Consider the following 14,980-nt stretch of genomic DNA (forward strand, 5'->3'; position numbering starts at 1 on the left):
GTGGGTGAGAAGCCTGCTTGTTTTGTACATAATGTAGCAATCAGTGGTGTATTCAAGCATCAGCCGCCCTTAGTGCCAGGCAGTGAAGGCGGCAATCAGCGCTAAGGTCACAATTAAGCGGGTGACATGGTGCCCGAGGTGGACCTGTTTGGCGTTTGTTCCGTTCCAAAATGCTAGCGCGGCAACGGCGACAAGCCCGAGAATTAAAATCGCTCTAGCGGTGATAAAGTCCGGGATGAGCGGGGCGAACGCGATAATTACGCCTGCCAGAGCAAATAATAGTACGCTTTTTGCTTGCCGCTCGCGGTAATCCATGATTCCGGCAGCGACTCCACTTAAACCATAGAGCATAATGATAATTTTAACTAAGATTGCCATTAGTCTTCGTACTTGCTGCCCTGGATGATGGTGAGGATGCCACTAGCAAGTGCCAGCGCACTTGCTACCAGTGCGGTTCCGGCGGCGCTGGTCGCAATGATGCCTAATACCATAGTCTTTTTTGCCATGAGCGGGTTCTCCTTTGTTTTGATAGCCCAATTCTAACGCAGTTGTGACAGCTTGTCGTTCAATCCAGCGTATTTACTGGGGGTAATTACGGAAGTTAGTGGCTGACAGTGAATTCGGGGCTTGACACTGGGCTGAATTCCTGTAGAATGTTTCTTGTGCTTAAAAAGTTTATTGCCCGTTGGTCAAGGGGTTAAGACGTCGCGTTCTCAGCGCGAAAACATGGGTTCGATTCCCATACGGGTGATCATGGTGCTAAACCAGCAGGGTTTAGCACTTTTTTTGTGCATTTTTATAAAGTTTGGGCAATACAGTTCCAAAAGTGGTGGTAGTACCAGGTGCGAACTCGATGCTATCCAAAAGAAATCCAATGTAGCTGACTGGGTAATCCTGATCTGGTTAATATTAATTGACAGTTAAAAACTACTAGTTAATCATTGGCTAAAGATTAAGAAATGGTGTACTGTTAGTGGCAAATATTAAATGTGAATCGCACATAGCTAGAAGGTAGCGAATGTCAGGCTAATACTTTGGCACAGGCTCTTTGTGCTATCAGCCGTTTGCTTTAAAGAGGTGCTACATATGGGGAAGATTCTGGCTCAAAGTAAACTACGCACTTTGGTGATCCTGCTCGTGCTTGCAGCAGGTCCCGGTGGGGAGACACTCAGTGCGTTTGCCATTGCGGCGGCAATTAACGCGATAGTGGCAAGGCACCTGCGCCTGTTTTTGCTGGATTCACTTTTGGCTGCTGTGTGCTTCTTTGGCGGCTCGGTGGGGATGTACATTGGCCACGTGCTCTACGCAAAAAGCACGCAGGAATTCCTGCACCAGGCCCGGGCGGCGTACGTGACAACGGCAAGCCGTGATTATGTTCCTTTTAGTGATGTCAACGTGACGGACGGTTTGAACGCAACGACCAACGACCTGAATCTGATCAACCAAACCAGTTTTACTGGCTACATTGGGGTTTACTTAACGGCTTTGAACGCTATATTTGCCAGCATTGGCCTCTTCGTGTTTCACTGGTCACTAGCCGTGCTGGCAATTGTGCTCGCGGTGGCGATGTTCCTGATTCCTAAGCTCGCCAAACCGGCTCTGCTCAAGTCCACTGACGCCATTTCCGTTGCTAACGCCCGGTATACGCATGATTTCAAGAACTGGCTGACCGGGCTGAATGATTTGTTCTGGGCGAACAACATTAACCGGACCTGGCAGCGCATTTGCGGAACGTCCAAAGAAATTGAGACTAGTAACGTTAAACAGACACGAACCAACCAGTTGGTGTCGGCACTTGTTTTGAGTCAAAATATGTTGTCGCAAACCCTGATGTTGATTCTTGCCGGCATCTTGGCTTTCAATGGTCAGGTCAAATTAGGGGTTGTCATCAGTGTGGGTAACTTGGCGAGCCAGTCATTCAGTGCGCTGGGTGCAATGGCGAACAGTATGGCTCTAGTCAACTCGGGGCGCAGTTTGCTCACGAAGGCCCAGAATCGTGTTGCCGCTGCCCAGGCCGCTGGTAATGCATCCCCAAAGCCACTTGTTGTACCTGATGATGCAACGATTCAGTGCAGCGGGTTAACGGTCCGTTTTACCGGGCAGCCCCGCATCAACTATCCTGATTTGCGTGTTGCTGCGGGCGAAAAGGTGGCCATTCTTGGCGCCAGTGGTTCGGGCAAAACGACCCTGCTCAAGGTGCTCGCGGGGGTGGTGCAGCCAGCCAGTGGTAGTGTGACAATTGCCGGCCAAGATGTTACCCAACTTAGTCCGGATCAAATTGCGACCATCGTGGACATGGTCCCTCAAGCACCGACGATATTTGACGCCAGCGTACGCGAGAACGTTAGTCTGGGGCAAAAGCTCACGACCGAGGATGTGCAGAAAATTTTGCAGGCAGTCAACCTGGAAGACCGGGTTCAATCCTTAGGCGCGGGGATCGATACGCCGATTAATAAGGACACGCAATTGTCCGGTGGGGAGCAGCAGCGGCTGGCGCTGTCGCGGGTGCTCGCGCGGCATAAACACATACTGCTGGTCGATGAGGGGACTTCCGCGCTTGATACCGCCAATGCGCGTAGCTTCGTCAACCTACTGCTAAAACTCAAGGACACGACCATCTTGTTCGTGACCCACTCAGCGGACCAAACCATGCTGAATAGTTTTGACCGCGTCGTTAACCTGACTCCAGCGGCTGCCAGTTAGTGGTCATAAGATTGGCATAATGGAACATAAAAAAACACGCTGACGAAAATTCGTCGGCGTGTTTTTGCATTGATCACCCGTATGGGATTCGAACCCATGTTTTCGCGCTGAGAACGCGACGTCTTAACCCCTTGACCAACGGGCACTAACAATTAACCGTACATTAATTATACGGGAATTGCCTGGATTGTCAACAGGTCTTGGCGTTGTGATTAGCGGCTAAAAATTACGGAATTGATACCCATAATGTTGAATACGTAGAGTACGGCGACTAACGCGTTAACGACAAAGGAGAGCGCGATGATGCCGAAACGGAAGGTGAAGGGGTGGTAAGTATCGGTCCAGTAACGGTGCCGGCGCCGGCCTTGGTAGCTGAAGCACATTACTAGCAGTACGAGGGTCATTAGGATCTGGAAGCCGGTGCCGACCATCAGCAGGGGCCGGGCCATTGAACTCTGGGCCTGGAAAAAATAGGCGCCAGTCGTGATGATATCGATTAAGATGGCAATAATTGACATGGCTTATCTCCTTGTATAAAAAATGGTGTTGGGTTACTTGCCCAACACCATTATACGATATTCATTTTGCCGAAAAAATCAGGCGCAAGTCTTAGAGATTCTTGTCCATGTCGAAGGTCAGGCGGGAGAGGTTGATACCTTCCATGATCATCTGGTTGATCTGGTCCTTAGTCGCAGCCTTGGTCATCGCAACGACTTTGTAGTTGGCTTCGGTCAGGTACTTGGTGAGGTCCTTGCCGCTCAGCTCGCTGGCACCGTTGTCCGTGTCGTAGACGAACTTGCGGTAACGCCGGTAGAGTTCGGTGAGGTAATCGCGGTTGCCCTGCACGAACTTGCTGTAGTGACTCTCAACGAGCATGGAGTTAGTGCGGTGCAGCCAGTATGCGGAGTCGGCGTCTACATCCATCTTGAGGGGCGTGGTGCTGTAACTCGGGTCCGTGTCCGTTGCGTTCGTGTAGAACGGTACGTAAGGACTGAACTCAGGGTAACCCAAGCAGAGCCACATAATGCCTTCGAGACCTTCCTGGACGTTATCACGCACTTCGAGCACGTGGGAATTCTGGGTCCGGTTGAGCCCGATTGGCCGGTAACGCAGGCGGTCCTTGTCATCGCCGTGGCCGAATGGGTCGAAGCGAGTTTCGTTGTAGTGGCTGCCGAGAATCTGTGCAATATCCTCAACGCTGATGCGGTGGCTGGTGCGCATGATGAATGGGAGTTCAGCTGATTCAGGCTCTTCAGGCGTCTCGGGGTTCAGAATATGGTGCGCGTACCAAACCCGGGGCGTGTTGTAGTGGCGGTCCTTTTCGTTCATCGTCCCGAAGATGTGGCGGAAGTTCCAGCCGCTCTGGTCGGGGTTGAGCTTGTGCTCAGCAACGAATTCCTGAATGCCTTCGCTCCAAGCAAAATTATCGGTGTCGGTAAAGTCGACTTGTTGAATCGCAACCTGGTTAGCCGCAACCGCGTAAGCATCATCGGGGATGCGCTGCGCAACCCAGTGGTGACCAGTAACGATTTCCATGTACCACACGTTGTCCTTGTCGGAGAACAAGACGGAGTTACCAGCGGGTGAACCGTACTGCTTGATCAGCTGGCCGAGGTACTCAACCCCGTGGCGGGCGGATTCAATGAAGGGGAGGGTCATGTTGACGATGAGGTCTTCATCGAGCCCGTCCTTAACGAGGGGGTCAAAAGCGAGGGTGCGCTCGTTGCCGTAAGTACTCTCGGTAGCACTCATCGCGACGTTCTTTTCGTTAATGCCGCTTTCCTCGTAATCACCCAGGTGCTCGCGGTCCACGTTTGGCACCGCGTTGTAACGGTAGCCATTTTCTGGCAGGTCGGCTTCGAAACCGTTGAGTGGGGACTTCAGGTGCAGGCCCTTTTCACCCTTCCAAGCGGGGTGCATGTAGAAGCGCTGGGGGGTGAGGGGCAGGAACGTGTCGTCGTTACGGGCGATCATGGTGTTACCGGTCAGGCTAGCTTTTTTGCCGACCAGAATCGAGGTGCAAGCAGATTCGTAGTTCATCGAATACCGATCCTTTCCATTGCAGGTGGCAGCTGGGCAATGCGCTCAGCCGTCAAACCCAATCCAAAACGATATGTTACGGTGGTACAGACAATTAAGTGTTGAAGCATCCGCTACGGACACGTTCAACACATTCTTAAGTAAATTCTAAACCCGAACGCCTATAAAAGCTAATTCGATGTAAACTGGCAGATCCGCGGTCCCTCAATGCAGTTGATTATTTGCAGCGATTAGATGCTTGGCAAGCGGGCCGTGCCTGTTAGCAGAAGTGTGTGTCTTTGCCCGTTCAAAAAAGTTGTGGCATTTTAATACGACCCGTTGACAAGGGCTGCGAAAGCCGGTATAGTAATATTCGTTCTTGATTAAGGACGAGCAATGTTATTGGGTATTAGCGAAGTGGTAACGCAATGGACTCTGAATCCATAATCCTAGGTTCGATCCCTAGATACCCAATTGCCAAGTGGTGGAATAGTGATATGTATCGCTTGACAAGTATATGGTTTCACAATATAATTGCTTTTGTTCTTCAAATGAATATTTTTTATTGGGTATTAGCGAAGTGGTAACGCAATGGACTCTGAATCCATAATCCTAGGTTCGATCCCTAGATACCCAATCAGTGTAAACGGAGCAGGCGCTCCGTTTTTTTTTACCCCAATTTCTTGGTCGCCGATCCGCGGTCGCCCGCATGACGTGTTGTCCACTGTGGATAATAAAAGGATTGAGAACAATGAGTGGCTTCGCAGTGACTAACTACCATCGCTGCCGGCCGACTCCTGACCGTTCGTAATTATGGTGAGGAGTCGGCCTGTAAACGTGGCCCACAATGCACCTCCTTGCGCTTAGCTAAGAAAACACTGTATTCCCAAAGTTCGGAAATACAGTGTTTTCTTTCTAATGCTCAGGAGCTGACCGCATTGTGGTCCACTATTGCAATAGATGCTCATTATTCAAACGAAATTTGAATCAACCAGTGGTGCATTTGCGGCATGTAGCTTCCAGTGAACCAAATCTCCTTTGGTTCGGGGATGGCTTTGTCAGGACTGATCAATTTAGCCAGCCAGCGCACCAGGTCAGGGGCGTCAGTTTTGAACGTCGCGGCCAAACGGGTAGCGTGCAAACGATTTTCTGGAAACAGTTCCTTGTGACCCGGGAAAATAATGTTGTCACTGACGAAGAAGGTGACCTCATTTTGATACATATCGCGTCCCAGGGTGTAACTTGCTGGCCGTTCTTGCAAGTAGTGAAGCATGTCCATGACTAAGCTGGTTATTTGCATTGCCAGCACCTCCGCATAATTAGATGCTTTCATCATAGCACGTCCGGCATGCCGGTGGTATTCACTACTGGATTTACTTACAGAAAATGGTGCTAGGGCATTGACGATTTACTTACTAAGAGTATAATGACAAGTTGTCACATGACACAGCGTCATGAATACTTGGGCGAAAGGAGAGTCGGCATGCCGAAAGCAACGTACTTCCACTTACCAGAAGAAAAGAAGCAGCGCTTGATGAATGCTGCGATGAAGGAATTCACCAGAGCACCGTTTGCCAAGGCGTCAATTTCTAACATCATTCAGATTGCAGAAATTCCGCGGGGCAGCTTCTATCAGTATTTTGAAGACAAGGAAGACATCTTTCAGTATATGCTAGCCAATCTGGGCGCAGAATTAGGCTCACGTTTTCGGGAGATAGTTTTGCGGAATAAAGGGGCTTTGATTCCCAGTCTGCGTGAATTCATCAATTACGCGTTGGATCGGTCACTTGAGGGCCAGCAGAGCCAGCTGTTTCAAAATATCTTCATATATATGGATTATCGTTCAGCTTCAAGTGTGTCACTCGGAACGAAGAAAAACCACCAGCACGACCTGCGCACATTTTTAATGGACAACGTTGATTTCAGCAACTTGCGCATTAATAATGAACGGGAGCTCGCCTTATTTGTCCACATGGCGATGGGAATCCTCATGCAAATAGTCAGCAAGTTTTATTTCGCCGCTCGCTCCGGACACCCGATGGATGTTGCGGAAGCCAAGCGGACCATGAGCACCTCTCTCGATTGGCTAGAGAACGGTGTTGCTAAAAACCAAGGAGGCCGCCATGATTAAAGTAGCAAAGGGCCGCATGTCCGTTTGGGCAATTGTCGGCTCAGTATTTTTTATGATTGTGCAGGTTATTAGTAGTCTGTACCTGCCAAACTTAACTTCTGATATCGTTAATAATGGTGTTACAACCGGGAACATTGCCTACATTTGGCGGGTGGGTGGCAAAATGGCCATCTTCGCACTGATCAGTGTGCTCGCATCCGTTTGCAACGTCCTGCTTGCCGCAAAAGTGTCCCAACGCTTGGGCTCTAACTTGCGGAAGGACATCTACCGGAAAGTAATCAACTATTCCCACGATGAAATGGATCAAGTGGGGACCAGTAGTCTGATCACCCGGACTACCAACGACGTTGTGCAGATTCAAAACGTTGTGATGATGTTTCTGCGGATGATGATCATGGCACCAATCATGCTGGTCGGCGCTAGTTTCCTCGCGTACCAGAAGAACCACACCTTGACGATGATTTTCATTATCGTCATTCCAATCATGATGGTTCTGATGGGCATTGTGATGTTCTTCGCAGTGCCACTGTTCCGCGCGATGCAGCAAAAGACTGATAACATCAACCTGGTTTTCCGTGAAGGTTTGACCGGGGTCCGGGTGATCCGGGCCTTCCGTCAGGACCAGTTCGAACAGGACCGCTTCGACGGCGTCAACAAGGATTACACTAACAACGCCGTGAAGGTTTTCTCCATCATGGCGGTAATGTTGCCAGTCATGACCCTGATCATGAGCGGGACCAACATCGGGATCACCTGGTGGGGCGGTCACCTCATTGCTCAGCAAGCGATGAACACCGGGAACATGATTGCCTTCATGACCTACGCGATGCAGATTCTGATGAGCTTCATGATGCTCGCGATGATTTTCGTCTTCGTTCCCCGGGCCCAAGCTTCAGCAGTCCGGATCAATGCGGTCCTCGATCAGACGACGACCATCAAGAACCAAGACGAAACGGTTAGCTTGAAGGAAACGCAACCTGAACTGCATTTTGATCACGTTGATTTCCGCTACAAGCACGCCGAGAATCCGGCTCTGACCGGGCTTGACTTCAAGGTGAAAGCCGGCGAGACGCTGGCCATCATTGGTGGAACTGGATCCGGTAAGTCGACCTTGGTTAACCTGATTCCACGATTCTACGATGTGGAAAAGGGTAGCGTCAGTGTTAACGGCATCGACGTGCGCAAGTTGAACATGAAGGATCTGCGTGATCACGTTGCCTTTGTTCCCCAGAAGGCCGTACTGTTTGCCGGGACCGTGCGCGACAACATGCGTTACGCCAACGACAACGCCACTGATGAGCAGATTTGGCACGCCCTCGAAGTTGCCCAAGCTAAGGACTTTATCGAAGCTGGTGGCAATGGCCTTGATTACCCTGTTGAACAGGGCGGGGATAACTTCTCCGGTGGGCAAAAGCAGCGGCTGGCGATTGCGCGGGCGCTCGTTAAGGACGCCTCCATCTACGTCTTCGATGATTCATTCTCCGCACTGGACTTCAAGACTGACGCTGAATTGCGGGCAGCCCTGAAGGAAGACGAGATGATCAGTTCCCGGATTGTTGTCATTGTTGGGCAGCGGGTTTCGACCGTTGCCGACGCGGACCAGATCGTCGTGCTTGATGAAGGCAAGATGGTTGGTTTAGGCAAACATGCTGAACTGAAAGCAAACAATGATACCTACCGAGAAATCGTTGAGTCACAGATTCGCAAAGGGGATGAAGACTAATGGCTGAAAGTAAAACACGGCGGCCAGCAACTGGCGGTCACGGCCCCGGGATGCGCGGTGGCGTCGTTGAAAAGCCGAAGAACTTTTGGCACACAACCGCCCGCTTGTTGCGGTACATGCACTCCCGGCTGCTCGGGGTTGCGGTAGTCATCATTCTGGCAATTGTTTCCGTAATCTTCCAGATTCGGACACCAAAGATTTTGGGTAAAGCTACAACCGAAATCTTTAAGGGCGTAATGAAGGGCCAGTCGCAACAAAAGGCTGGCATCCACATGACGCAGTACCCGATCAATTTTGACAAAATCGAACACATCATCGTCATCGTCATTGCGATGTACCTTGCCAGTGCCCTGTTCAGTTTCTTGCAGCAGTTCATCATGACCCGCATCAGTCAGGTCACCGTTTACGACTTGCGCAAGGAACTGAAGGACAAAATGCAGCGGGTCCCAATCAAGTACTACGACACGCACAACAATGGTGACATCATGTCCCGTGCCGTTAACGATATGGATAATATTGCCAGCACCTTGCAACAGAGTCTGACCCAGATGGTTACCAGTACGGTGACCTTCATCGGGACCTTGTGGATGATGCTCTCGATTTCCTGGCAGTTGACCCTGATTGCGGTCATTACCGTACCGTTGTCCCTAGTCATCGTCGGAATCGTTGCGCCAAAATCACAACGTTACTTCGCTGCTCAGCAAAAGTCCCTGGGGCTCATTAACGATCAAGTTGAAGAAACTTATGGTGGTCAAGTCATCATCAAGGCCTTCAACAAGGAAGACGATGAAATTTCCCATTTTGAAGAGGAAAACGAGCGCTACTACCAGGCAGCTTGGAAGGCGCAGTTCGTTTCCGGAATCATCATGCCGCTCATGACCTTCCTGAACAACATCGGCTACGTCTTCGTTGCCGTCTTTGGCGGGGTGCAGGTGGCTAACGGTAGCGTCACTCTTGGGAACGTGCAGGCTTTCCTGCAGTACACGCAGCAGTTCAGTCAGCCAATTTCCCAGCTTGCCAACCTCGCTAACACCATTCAGTCGACCATTGCGTCCGCTGAACGTGTCTTCGAAGTTCTCGATGAAGAGGACATGAAGGACACAAAGAGCGCCGAGCCTGTGGTCACCAAGACCGATAACCTACTCGAAATGGATCACGTCCAGTTCGGTTATGGCGACGACCTCTTGATGAAGGATTACAATCTAGACGTCAAGAAGGGCCAGATGATTGCGATTGTTGGGCCAACTGGTGCCGGCAAGACGACCATTATCAACTTGCTCGAACGTTTCTATGACGTTCGCGGGGGCCAGATTCGCCTGAACGGGGTCAACACGATGGATATGGACCGTGCTGATTTGCGGAGCCACTTCGCGATGGTCCTCCAGGATACCTGGCTGTTTACCGGCACCATTTGGGATAACCTCAAGTACGGCCGTGAAGACGCGACCGACGAGGACATCCTGAACGCGGCCAAGGCAGCCCACGTTGACAGCTTTGTGCGCCAGCTCCCTGATGGTTACCAGACGGTCTTGAACGAAGAGGCCAGCAACATCAGTCAGGGCCAGCGCCAACTGCTCACCATTGCGCGGGCGTTCGTTGCCGATCCTGAGATCCTGATTCTGGATGAGGCCACGAGTTCCGTTGATACCCGGACCGAGCTGCACATTCAGCACGCGATGGAACGATTGCTTACCGACCGGACCAGTTTCGTTGTTGCCCACCGGCTGTCAACGATTCGGGATGCTGACAACATCATCGTGATGAACCACGGTTCCATTGTTGAAACTGGGAACCATGACACCTTGATGGCCAAGAAGGGCTTCTACGCTGACCTCTACAACAGTCAGTTTAGTGGTAGCACCACCATTTAAAAGTTGGGTTCGCTGAAGAAGCCACTTCCGCATTTGGAAGCGGCTTTTTTTGCAGCCAAATTGCGTTAAAATGGGCCTATTGAGTTAATTATGGAGGCTGATATTTTGGCGCTAGTAAACGCACACTTAGCGATGGTTCAAGCACGGGTTGACGAGGGGCTGCACCATCTGGTCACGTCCGAGGTCACACCGGGTGTGAGTTACGCAATCATCGACCATGGTTCGGTATTGGAACGGCATTTTGGCGATTTGCAGCGGCTACCAGAACGTAAACCCTTGCCAGGCAACTATTATTACGACCTGGCGTCCTTGACTAAGGTCATCGGCACGACGCCGCTGTTGCTGCGGGCACTACTAGATGGCCTGCTGCAGCTGGATGAGCCGCTGGTTGCGGTGTTGCCGGACTTCAGTGTCCCCACAGTGACGATTCGTCAGCTCGCCACGCACACGTCCGGGCTGGAGGGTTACATTCCGCACCGGGACGAGCTTAGTGCGCCTGAACTGCGGCAGGCGTTCATGACGCAACTGCACGCCGGACCAGACGCCGGGCGCAAGGTCGTCTACCGGGACTTTAACCTGTTGTTATTGGGTTGGGCCCTGGAAAAGGTTTATGGCGGCGAAGCGATTCAGGACTTAATTAGTGACAGAGTGCTGCCGGCGTTTGGCATCGAGCACACCGCTAGCTTTGTCCCGCCAGTGGAAATGTGCGTGCCGACAACTTATTCTGTCACTGCCGGTTTGCGGCAGGGGCTGGTTCACGATCCGAAAGCCGCAATTTTGGGTGCACATTCTGGCGCAGCGGGACTGTTCGCCCAGCTTGATGGGGTGGTTGGCTTCGTCCAAGCCGCCTGCAATCTGCGGCCGCAAAGCTTGCTGCCGGCGGATTGGGCGGCCGACTTGCAGCGCGATTTCAGTGGCGGCTTGGGCCGGAGCATTGGTTTTGACCTGCGCCGCGGGCCAATCAGCGGTCGTTTATGGCTCTACCACACCGGTTATACCGGTACCTTCTTCTTGATTGATCCGCAAAGCCAGTCGGGACTCGTGGTCTTGGCAAACCGGGTTCATCCGGATGTGCATCCAGATTTTCTGCGGCAGCGGGATATCATCGTCCAGCGGTATTTAGCGGCCACTGAAAGCGCATAATGTGTTACCATTGCAGGTGGAAAACTAATTGATCAGGAGTTGATAATTGTGACAGAGCCATTTTTCTTGAAACCATTTTTCCAACCCAAAATCTGGGGTGGACGCAAGCTGGAACAGTTTGGCTATGATTTGCCAGAGGGTAAGATCGGTGAATGCTGGGCTATTTCTGCGCACCCACACGGTCCCGCAACGATCGAGAACGGCCCGCTTGCCGGCTTGACGCTGGCTGAAGCTTACGCGCAGCACCCTGAGTATTTTGGCAACCCCAAGGCTAAGGTCTTCCCACTTTTGACCAAGATTCTGGACGCTGAGGACAGCCTCTCCGTGCAGGTGCACCCTGACGACGAATACGCCGCAGTTCACGAACACGAACTGGGCAAGACTGAGTGCTGGTACATCATCTCCGCTGAGCCAGGTAGCTACCTGATTTACGGCCACAACGCCAAGACTAAGGCTGAGCTTAAGCAGATGATGGACGATGAAGACTGGGACGGCTTGCTCCGGAAAGTGCCAGTCAAGACCGGTGATTTTGTTTACGTCCCAAGCGGCACCATTCACGCCTTGAACAAGGGCATCATGGCTCTTGAAACGCAGCAGAGCTCTGACACGACATACCGGCTTTACGATTACGATCGCAAGGATAAGAATGGCAACAAGCGTGAATTACACTTGAAGCAGTCGCTTGATGTGACGACTGTGCCGCACGTCGACCCAAAGCTTGATATCAAGACTGATCAGGTTGGCGATTCCACAGTTACCACGCTGGTAACTGCACCAATCAGTCCCTTCTTCTCCGTCTACCACCTGCAGGTCAAGGGTGACTTGCAGCAGCAAAAGGGTGCTAACTACACCTTGTTCTCCGTCCTTGACGGGAAGGGCACGATTACCGCTGATGGCAAGAGCTTCGACATCAAGCGCGGTGACCACTTCCTGATGCCAAGTCAGGTTCAGGAATGGACCCTGAGAGGTGATTTGGATATCGTCTCCTCAACCCCAGCTGCTGAGAAGTAATTATTGATGCTTAATTTAAAAAGAAGCCTCAAGCGGGGCTTCTTTTTTGAATTGCGGGAGGTTCAAAATGGAAATTACTGACGCTCAGGGCCAAATAGTTAAGCTAAGCGCGCAAAATGCGGACATCACCAAACTTGCAGTTGACGCAATCGTGAACGCCGCGAATCCAAGTTTGTTGGGCGGCGGGGGTGTTGACGGTGCGATTCACCGCGCGGCTGGCCCCGAACTGTTAGCCGCATGTCGCAAGTTTAACGGCTGTGCGCGCGGGCAGGCGGTCATCACGCCGGGCTTTAAATTGCCAGCCCGTTTTGTCATTCATACCCCCGGGCCAATCTGGCGGGGCGGTAAGGAGAATGAGGTTGTGGTCCTCGCGCAGTCCTATGCGAACAGCTTACGGTTGGCCGCCGCTAACAATTGTCAGAGTGTCGCCATTCCGGCAATTAGTGCTGGGGTTTATCACTTTCCGTTGCAGTTGGCCGCGGCGGTGGCGGTCAGCGCGGTGACCAGCTTCATCAGCACGCAGCACAGTCAATTAGAGCAAATTAAATTTGTCGACGTGAATGCCGCCACGGTTGCGGCGTTTGCTAAACTGATTGCGGTGCAGTAAGGCGACTAGATGTACATGTTGATGTTGAGCTGCCGGCCGACTTCGGACCCTTCTTACTAGGAGCTAATTGGTGCGAAGTCGGCCTAAGAACGTGCAACGGAAGCTAACTCCCTCTCCGATGTCCATTCCACTATGGGCAGTAAGCTGCACTAGTGGAAATGGCTCCGCTTAACACAAAAACCGACTAAGCACAAATTTCGTGCCTAGTCGGTTTTTACGTTAATGCTCAGGAGTTAAACGGCTTTCGTTGCACTCCGATTTACTTCTCGAATCCTGCCTTAATCAATCCGGCATCCGCGAAGCTCTTGCGCAGGGCAAGCATGGCAGTGTAGGTTGCGAGCAGGTAAACCTTCTTTTCAGGGAAGCGCGCGATACGGTCGGGCAGCTTGCTGAGGTCAGGTTCGGTGATCAATTCAGCTGCGGGCACGCCGGCAACTTGAACCCGGTACTCAATGTCCTTGTAGCGTTCGCCACCGACAAGGTAGCTGGTGGCGCGCTTGCTGGCGACAAACTGCTCCAGATTGGTGTCCCAGATCCAGGACGTATCTTTCCCGTCGGCATACTTGGCGTTGAGCAAGAAGCCGAATGCAAAGTGCTCGTCGTCGTGGCCGATCATTTCGAGAACTTGGTTCATGCCCACGGGGTTCTTGACGAGGACGAGGGTAACGGCCTTGCCGCCGACCTGAATGACTTCTTGGCGGCCGAAGACCTGTTCATCGTAGGCGAAGGCCTTATCGATCTGTTCGGGCGTGATGCCGAACTCCTTACCGATAGCGCAAGCGGCGAGGGCGTTGTAGATGTTGTAGGTCCCGCCGATGCCGAGCTGGTAGTCGTGACCGTCAATGGTGAAACTAGAACTCGTTGGCGTCTGTGCGGTGATGGCGGTCATCTTGGTGCTCAGAGCCGGCCGCTTGAAGCCGCAGGTAGGGCAGAAGTAATCGCCCAGGTTGCTGTAGATGATTTCGTGGTAGTGCAAAATGTGCTGGCAGCGCGGACAGAGCACGCCATCCGTGTTGACCGGGGCGAACTCATCGGCGGTGCCGCCGCGGTCGAAGCCAAAGTAACGGACTGGATTCTTGAATTCCTTGGAGTGGAAAATTGGGGCGTCACCGTTGGCAATAACGGTTGCGTCCGGGTGCATTTCGATCCCGTCCAGGATTTTCTGGTAAGTGGTGTAGAACTCACCATAACGGTCCATCTGGTCCCGGAAAATATTGGTCAGCACGTAAGCCTTTGGGTGCAGGGCGGCTGAAACGGGGGCAACGTTAGCTTCGTCGACTTCCAGTACGGCCAGGCCGCGGCCCTTACCGTGCTTCTTGTGGGCAAGGAAAGCGGCGATGATGCCGCGCATCATGTTGCTGCCGGTGGGGTTGGTGAGAATGTCGTCGTACTTTTGGCTGAGCACCTTGACCACGAGGTTGGTGGTCAGGGTCTTACCATTGGTACCAGTAATGATGATGACGTCGTAGTTGCGACCCAAACTGCGCAACACGTCAGGATCAATTTTTTGTGCGAGCTTGCCGGGGTATGAGGAGCCGCCCTTAAAGATTCCGTGGAGAACGGAATAGGACAGTTTGCCCATCCCAATGGCGAGCGGTGCTTTGATGGGTGATGTCTTTGTCGTGATGACTCTTCCTCTCTGCGAACATAATGCTTTAATTCTAGCATATCTGTCCCAAAGGCGGTGCCCGCTGGTTTTAAAGATGGCTAATTTTTTGTATACTAGATGGGATTGGGTCGTGCCAGCCATTTTGAATCAAGACGGCGCGGCC

The 14,980-nt window shown here is 52.0% G+C and carries 13 protein-coding genes and 4 tRNA genes; 10 read left to right on the forward strand and 7 right to left on the reverse strand.

Annotation, left to right across the window (positions count from 1 at the left end):
* Nucleotides 1–69: 69 nt before the first annotated feature.
* Both GN107_RS01370 and GN107_RS11450 read right to left on the reverse strand, forming a co-directional pair.
* Complete coding sequence (locus tag GN107_RS01370; RefSeq protein ID WP_155286020.1) at nt 70–378, reverse strand: hypothetical protein; 309 nt, start codon at nt 376–378, stop codon at nt 70–72.
* Complete coding sequence (locus GN107_RS11450; RefSeq protein ID WP_269057678.1) at nt 378–506, reverse strand: hypothetical protein; 129 nt, start codon at nt 504–506, stop codon at nt 378–380. Before GN107_RS11450 ends, GN107_RS01370 begins: the two co-directional genes overlap by 1 nt.
* A 173-nt stretch (nt 507–679) precedes the next feature.
* On the opposite strand from GN107_RS11450, the gene GN107_RS01375 reads away from it, so the two are divergent.
* Nucleotides 680–751 (forward strand) — tRNA-Glu (locus GN107_RS01375).
* 335 nt (nt 752–1,086) lie between these two features.
* Nucleotides 1,087–2,703 carry an ATP-binding cassette domain-containing protein gene (locus GN107_RS01380; RefSeq protein WP_155286019.1) on the forward strand — a complete coding sequence of 539 codons (1,617 nt, stop codon included), beginning with the start codon at nt 1,087–1,089 and terminating at the stop codon, nt 2,701–2,703.
* 73 nt (nt 2,704–2,776) lie between these two features.
* Here GN107_RS01380 and GN107_RS01385 read toward each other — a convergent pair.
* The 3 genes from GN107_RS01385 to GN107_RS01395 all read right to left on the reverse strand — a co-directional run bounded on the left by GN107_RS01385 (nt 2,777) and on the right by GN107_RS01395 (nt 4,743).
* Nucleotides 2,777–2,848 (reverse strand) — tRNA-Glu (locus GN107_RS01385).
* A 67-nt stretch (nt 2,849–2,915) separates the two neighbouring features.
* The gene (locus GN107_RS01390; RefSeq protein WP_155286018.1) at nt 2,916–3,221 is read right to left on the reverse strand and encodes a hypothetical protein; all 306 of its coding nucleotides are present in this window, start codon (nt 3,219–3,221) and stop codon (nt 2,916–2,918) included.
* A 91-nt stretch (nt 3,222–3,312) separates the two neighbouring features.
* The gene (locus GN107_RS01395) at nt 3,313–4,743 is read right to left on the reverse strand and encodes a C69 family dipeptidase (RefSeq protein ID WP_155286017.1); all 1,431 of its coding nucleotides are present in this window, start codon (nt 4,741–4,743) and stop codon (nt 3,313–3,315) included.
* Nucleotides 4,744–5,125: 382 nt separating this feature from the next.
* Between GN107_RS01395 and GN107_RS01400 the strand changes: the two genes are divergently transcribed.
* Nucleotides 5,126–5,196: transfer RNA gene (locus GN107_RS01400), tRNA-Gln, on the forward strand.
* A gap of 92 nt (nt 5,197–5,288) precedes the next feature.
* Nucleotides 5,289–5,359 (forward strand) — tRNA-Gln (locus tag GN107_RS01405).
* Nucleotides 5,360–5,689: 330 nt separating this feature from the next.
* On the opposite strand, the gene GN107_RS01410 is transcribed toward GN107_RS01405, so the two are convergent.
* A complete protein-coding gene (locus tag GN107_RS01410; RefSeq protein ID WP_155286016.1) occupies nt 5,690–6,022 on the reverse strand; it encodes a hypothetical protein in 333 nt (110 codons plus the stop codon).
* A gap of 183 nt (nt 6,023–6,205) precedes the next feature.
* Here GN107_RS01410 and GN107_RS01415 point away from each other — a divergent pair, with 183 nt between their 5' ends.
* The 6 genes from GN107_RS01415 to GN107_RS01440 all read left to right on the forward strand — a co-directional run bounded on the left by GN107_RS01415 (nt 6,206) and on the right by GN107_RS01440 (nt 13,208).
* Nucleotides 6,206–6,853, forward strand: a complete 648-nt coding sequence (locus GN107_RS01415; protein WP_196246203.1) for a TetR/AcrR family transcriptional regulator — start codon at nt 6,206–6,208, stop codon at nt 6,851–6,853.
* A complete protein-coding gene (locus GN107_RS01420) occupies nt 6,846–8,576 on the forward strand; it encodes an ABC transporter ATP-binding protein (protein WP_155286014.1) in 1,731 nt (576 codons plus the stop codon). The genes GN107_RS01415 and GN107_RS01420 overlap by 8 nt, the downstream gene beginning before the upstream one ends.
* Nucleotides 8,576–10,447: an ABC transporter ATP-binding protein gene (locus tag GN107_RS01425; RefSeq protein WP_155286013.1), complete on the forward strand. Its 1,872-nt coding sequence runs from the start codon at nt 8,576–8,578 to the stop codon at nt 10,445–10,447. The genes GN107_RS01420 and GN107_RS01425 overlap by 1 nt, the downstream gene beginning before the upstream one ends.
* Before the next feature lie 132 nt (nt 10,448–10,579).
* Complete coding sequence (locus tag GN107_RS01430) at nt 10,580–11,590, forward strand: serine hydrolase domain-containing protein (RefSeq protein ID WP_155286280.1); 1,011 nt, start codon at nt 10,580–10,582, stop codon at nt 11,588–11,590.
* Between the two features lie 48 nt (nt 11,591–11,638).
* The gene (gene manA, locus GN107_RS01435) at nt 11,639–12,601 is read left to right on the forward strand and encodes a mannose-6-phosphate isomerase, class I (protein WP_155286012.1); all 963 of its coding nucleotides are present in this window, start codon (nt 11,639–11,641) and stop codon (nt 12,599–12,601) included.
* Between the two features lie 67 nt (nt 12,602–12,668).
* Nucleotides 12,669–13,208, forward strand: coding sequence for an O-acetyl-ADP-ribose deacetylase (locus GN107_RS01440; protein WP_155286011.1), 540 nt, complete (start codon nt 12,669–12,671; stop codon nt 13,206–13,208).
* Nucleotides 13,209–13,467: 259 nt separating this feature from the next.
* On the opposite strand, the gene GN107_RS01445 is transcribed toward GN107_RS01440, so the two are convergent.
* A complete protein-coding gene (locus GN107_RS01445) occupies nt 13,468–14,790 on the reverse strand; it encodes a Mur ligase family protein (protein WP_155286010.1) in 1,323 nt (440 codons plus the stop codon).
* Between the last annotated feature and the right edge of the window lie 190 nt (nt 14,791–14,980).

This window comes from Lacticaseibacillus zhaodongensis, from assembly GCF_009687905.1.
GTDB classification, from domain to species: Bacteria; Bacillota; Bacilli; order Lactobacillales; family Lactobacillaceae; genus Lacticaseibacillus; species Lacticaseibacillus zhaodongensis.

Bases quoted from the DNA above. Each gene is read 5' to 3' on its own strand.
- GN107_RS01370 (WP_155286020.1), bottom strand. From the start codon at position 378: ATGGCAATCTTAGTTAAAATTATCATTATGCTCTATGGTTTAAGTGGA.
- GN107_RS11450 (WP_269057678.1), bottom strand. From the start codon at position 506: ATGGCAAAAAAGACTATGGTATTAGGCATCATTGCGACCAGCGCCGCC.
- GN107_RS01380 (WP_155286019.1), top strand. From the start codon at position 1,087: ATGGGGAAGATTCTGGCTCAAAGTAAACTACGCACTTTGGTGATCCTG.
- GN107_RS01390 (WP_155286018.1), bottom strand. From the start codon at position 3,221: ATGTCAATTATTGCCATCTTAATCGATATCATCACGACTGGCGCCTAT.
- GN107_RS01395 (WP_155286017.1), bottom strand. From the start codon at position 4,743: ATGAACTACGAATCTGCTTGCACCTCGATTCTGGTCGGCAAAAAAGCT.
- GN107_RS01410 (WP_155286016.1), bottom strand. From the start codon at position 6,022: ATGCAAATAACCAGCTTAGTCATGGACATGCTTCACTACTTGCAAGAA.
- GN107_RS01415 (WP_196246203.1), top strand. From the start codon at position 6,206: ATGCCGAAAGCAACGTACTTCCACTTACCAGAAGAAAAGAAGCAGCGC.
- GN107_RS01420 (WP_155286014.1), top strand. From the start codon at position 6,846: ATGATTAAAGTAGCAAAGGGCCGCATGTCCGTTTGGGCAATTGTCGGC.
- GN107_RS01425 (WP_155286013.1), top strand. From the start codon at position 8,576: ATGGCTGAAAGTAAAACACGGCGGCCAGCAACTGGCGGTCACGGCCCC.
- GN107_RS01430 (WP_155286280.1), top strand. From the start codon at position 10,580: ATGGTTCAAGCACGGGTTGACGAGGGGCTGCACCATCTGGTCACGTCC.
- GN107_RS01440 (WP_155286011.1), top strand. From the start codon at position 12,669: ATGGAAATTACTGACGCTCAGGGCCAAATAGTTAAGCTAAGCGCGCAA.
- GN107_RS01445 (WP_155286010.1), bottom strand. From the start codon at position 14,790: ATGGGCAAACTGTCCTATTCCGTTCTCCACGGAATCTTTAAGGGCGGC.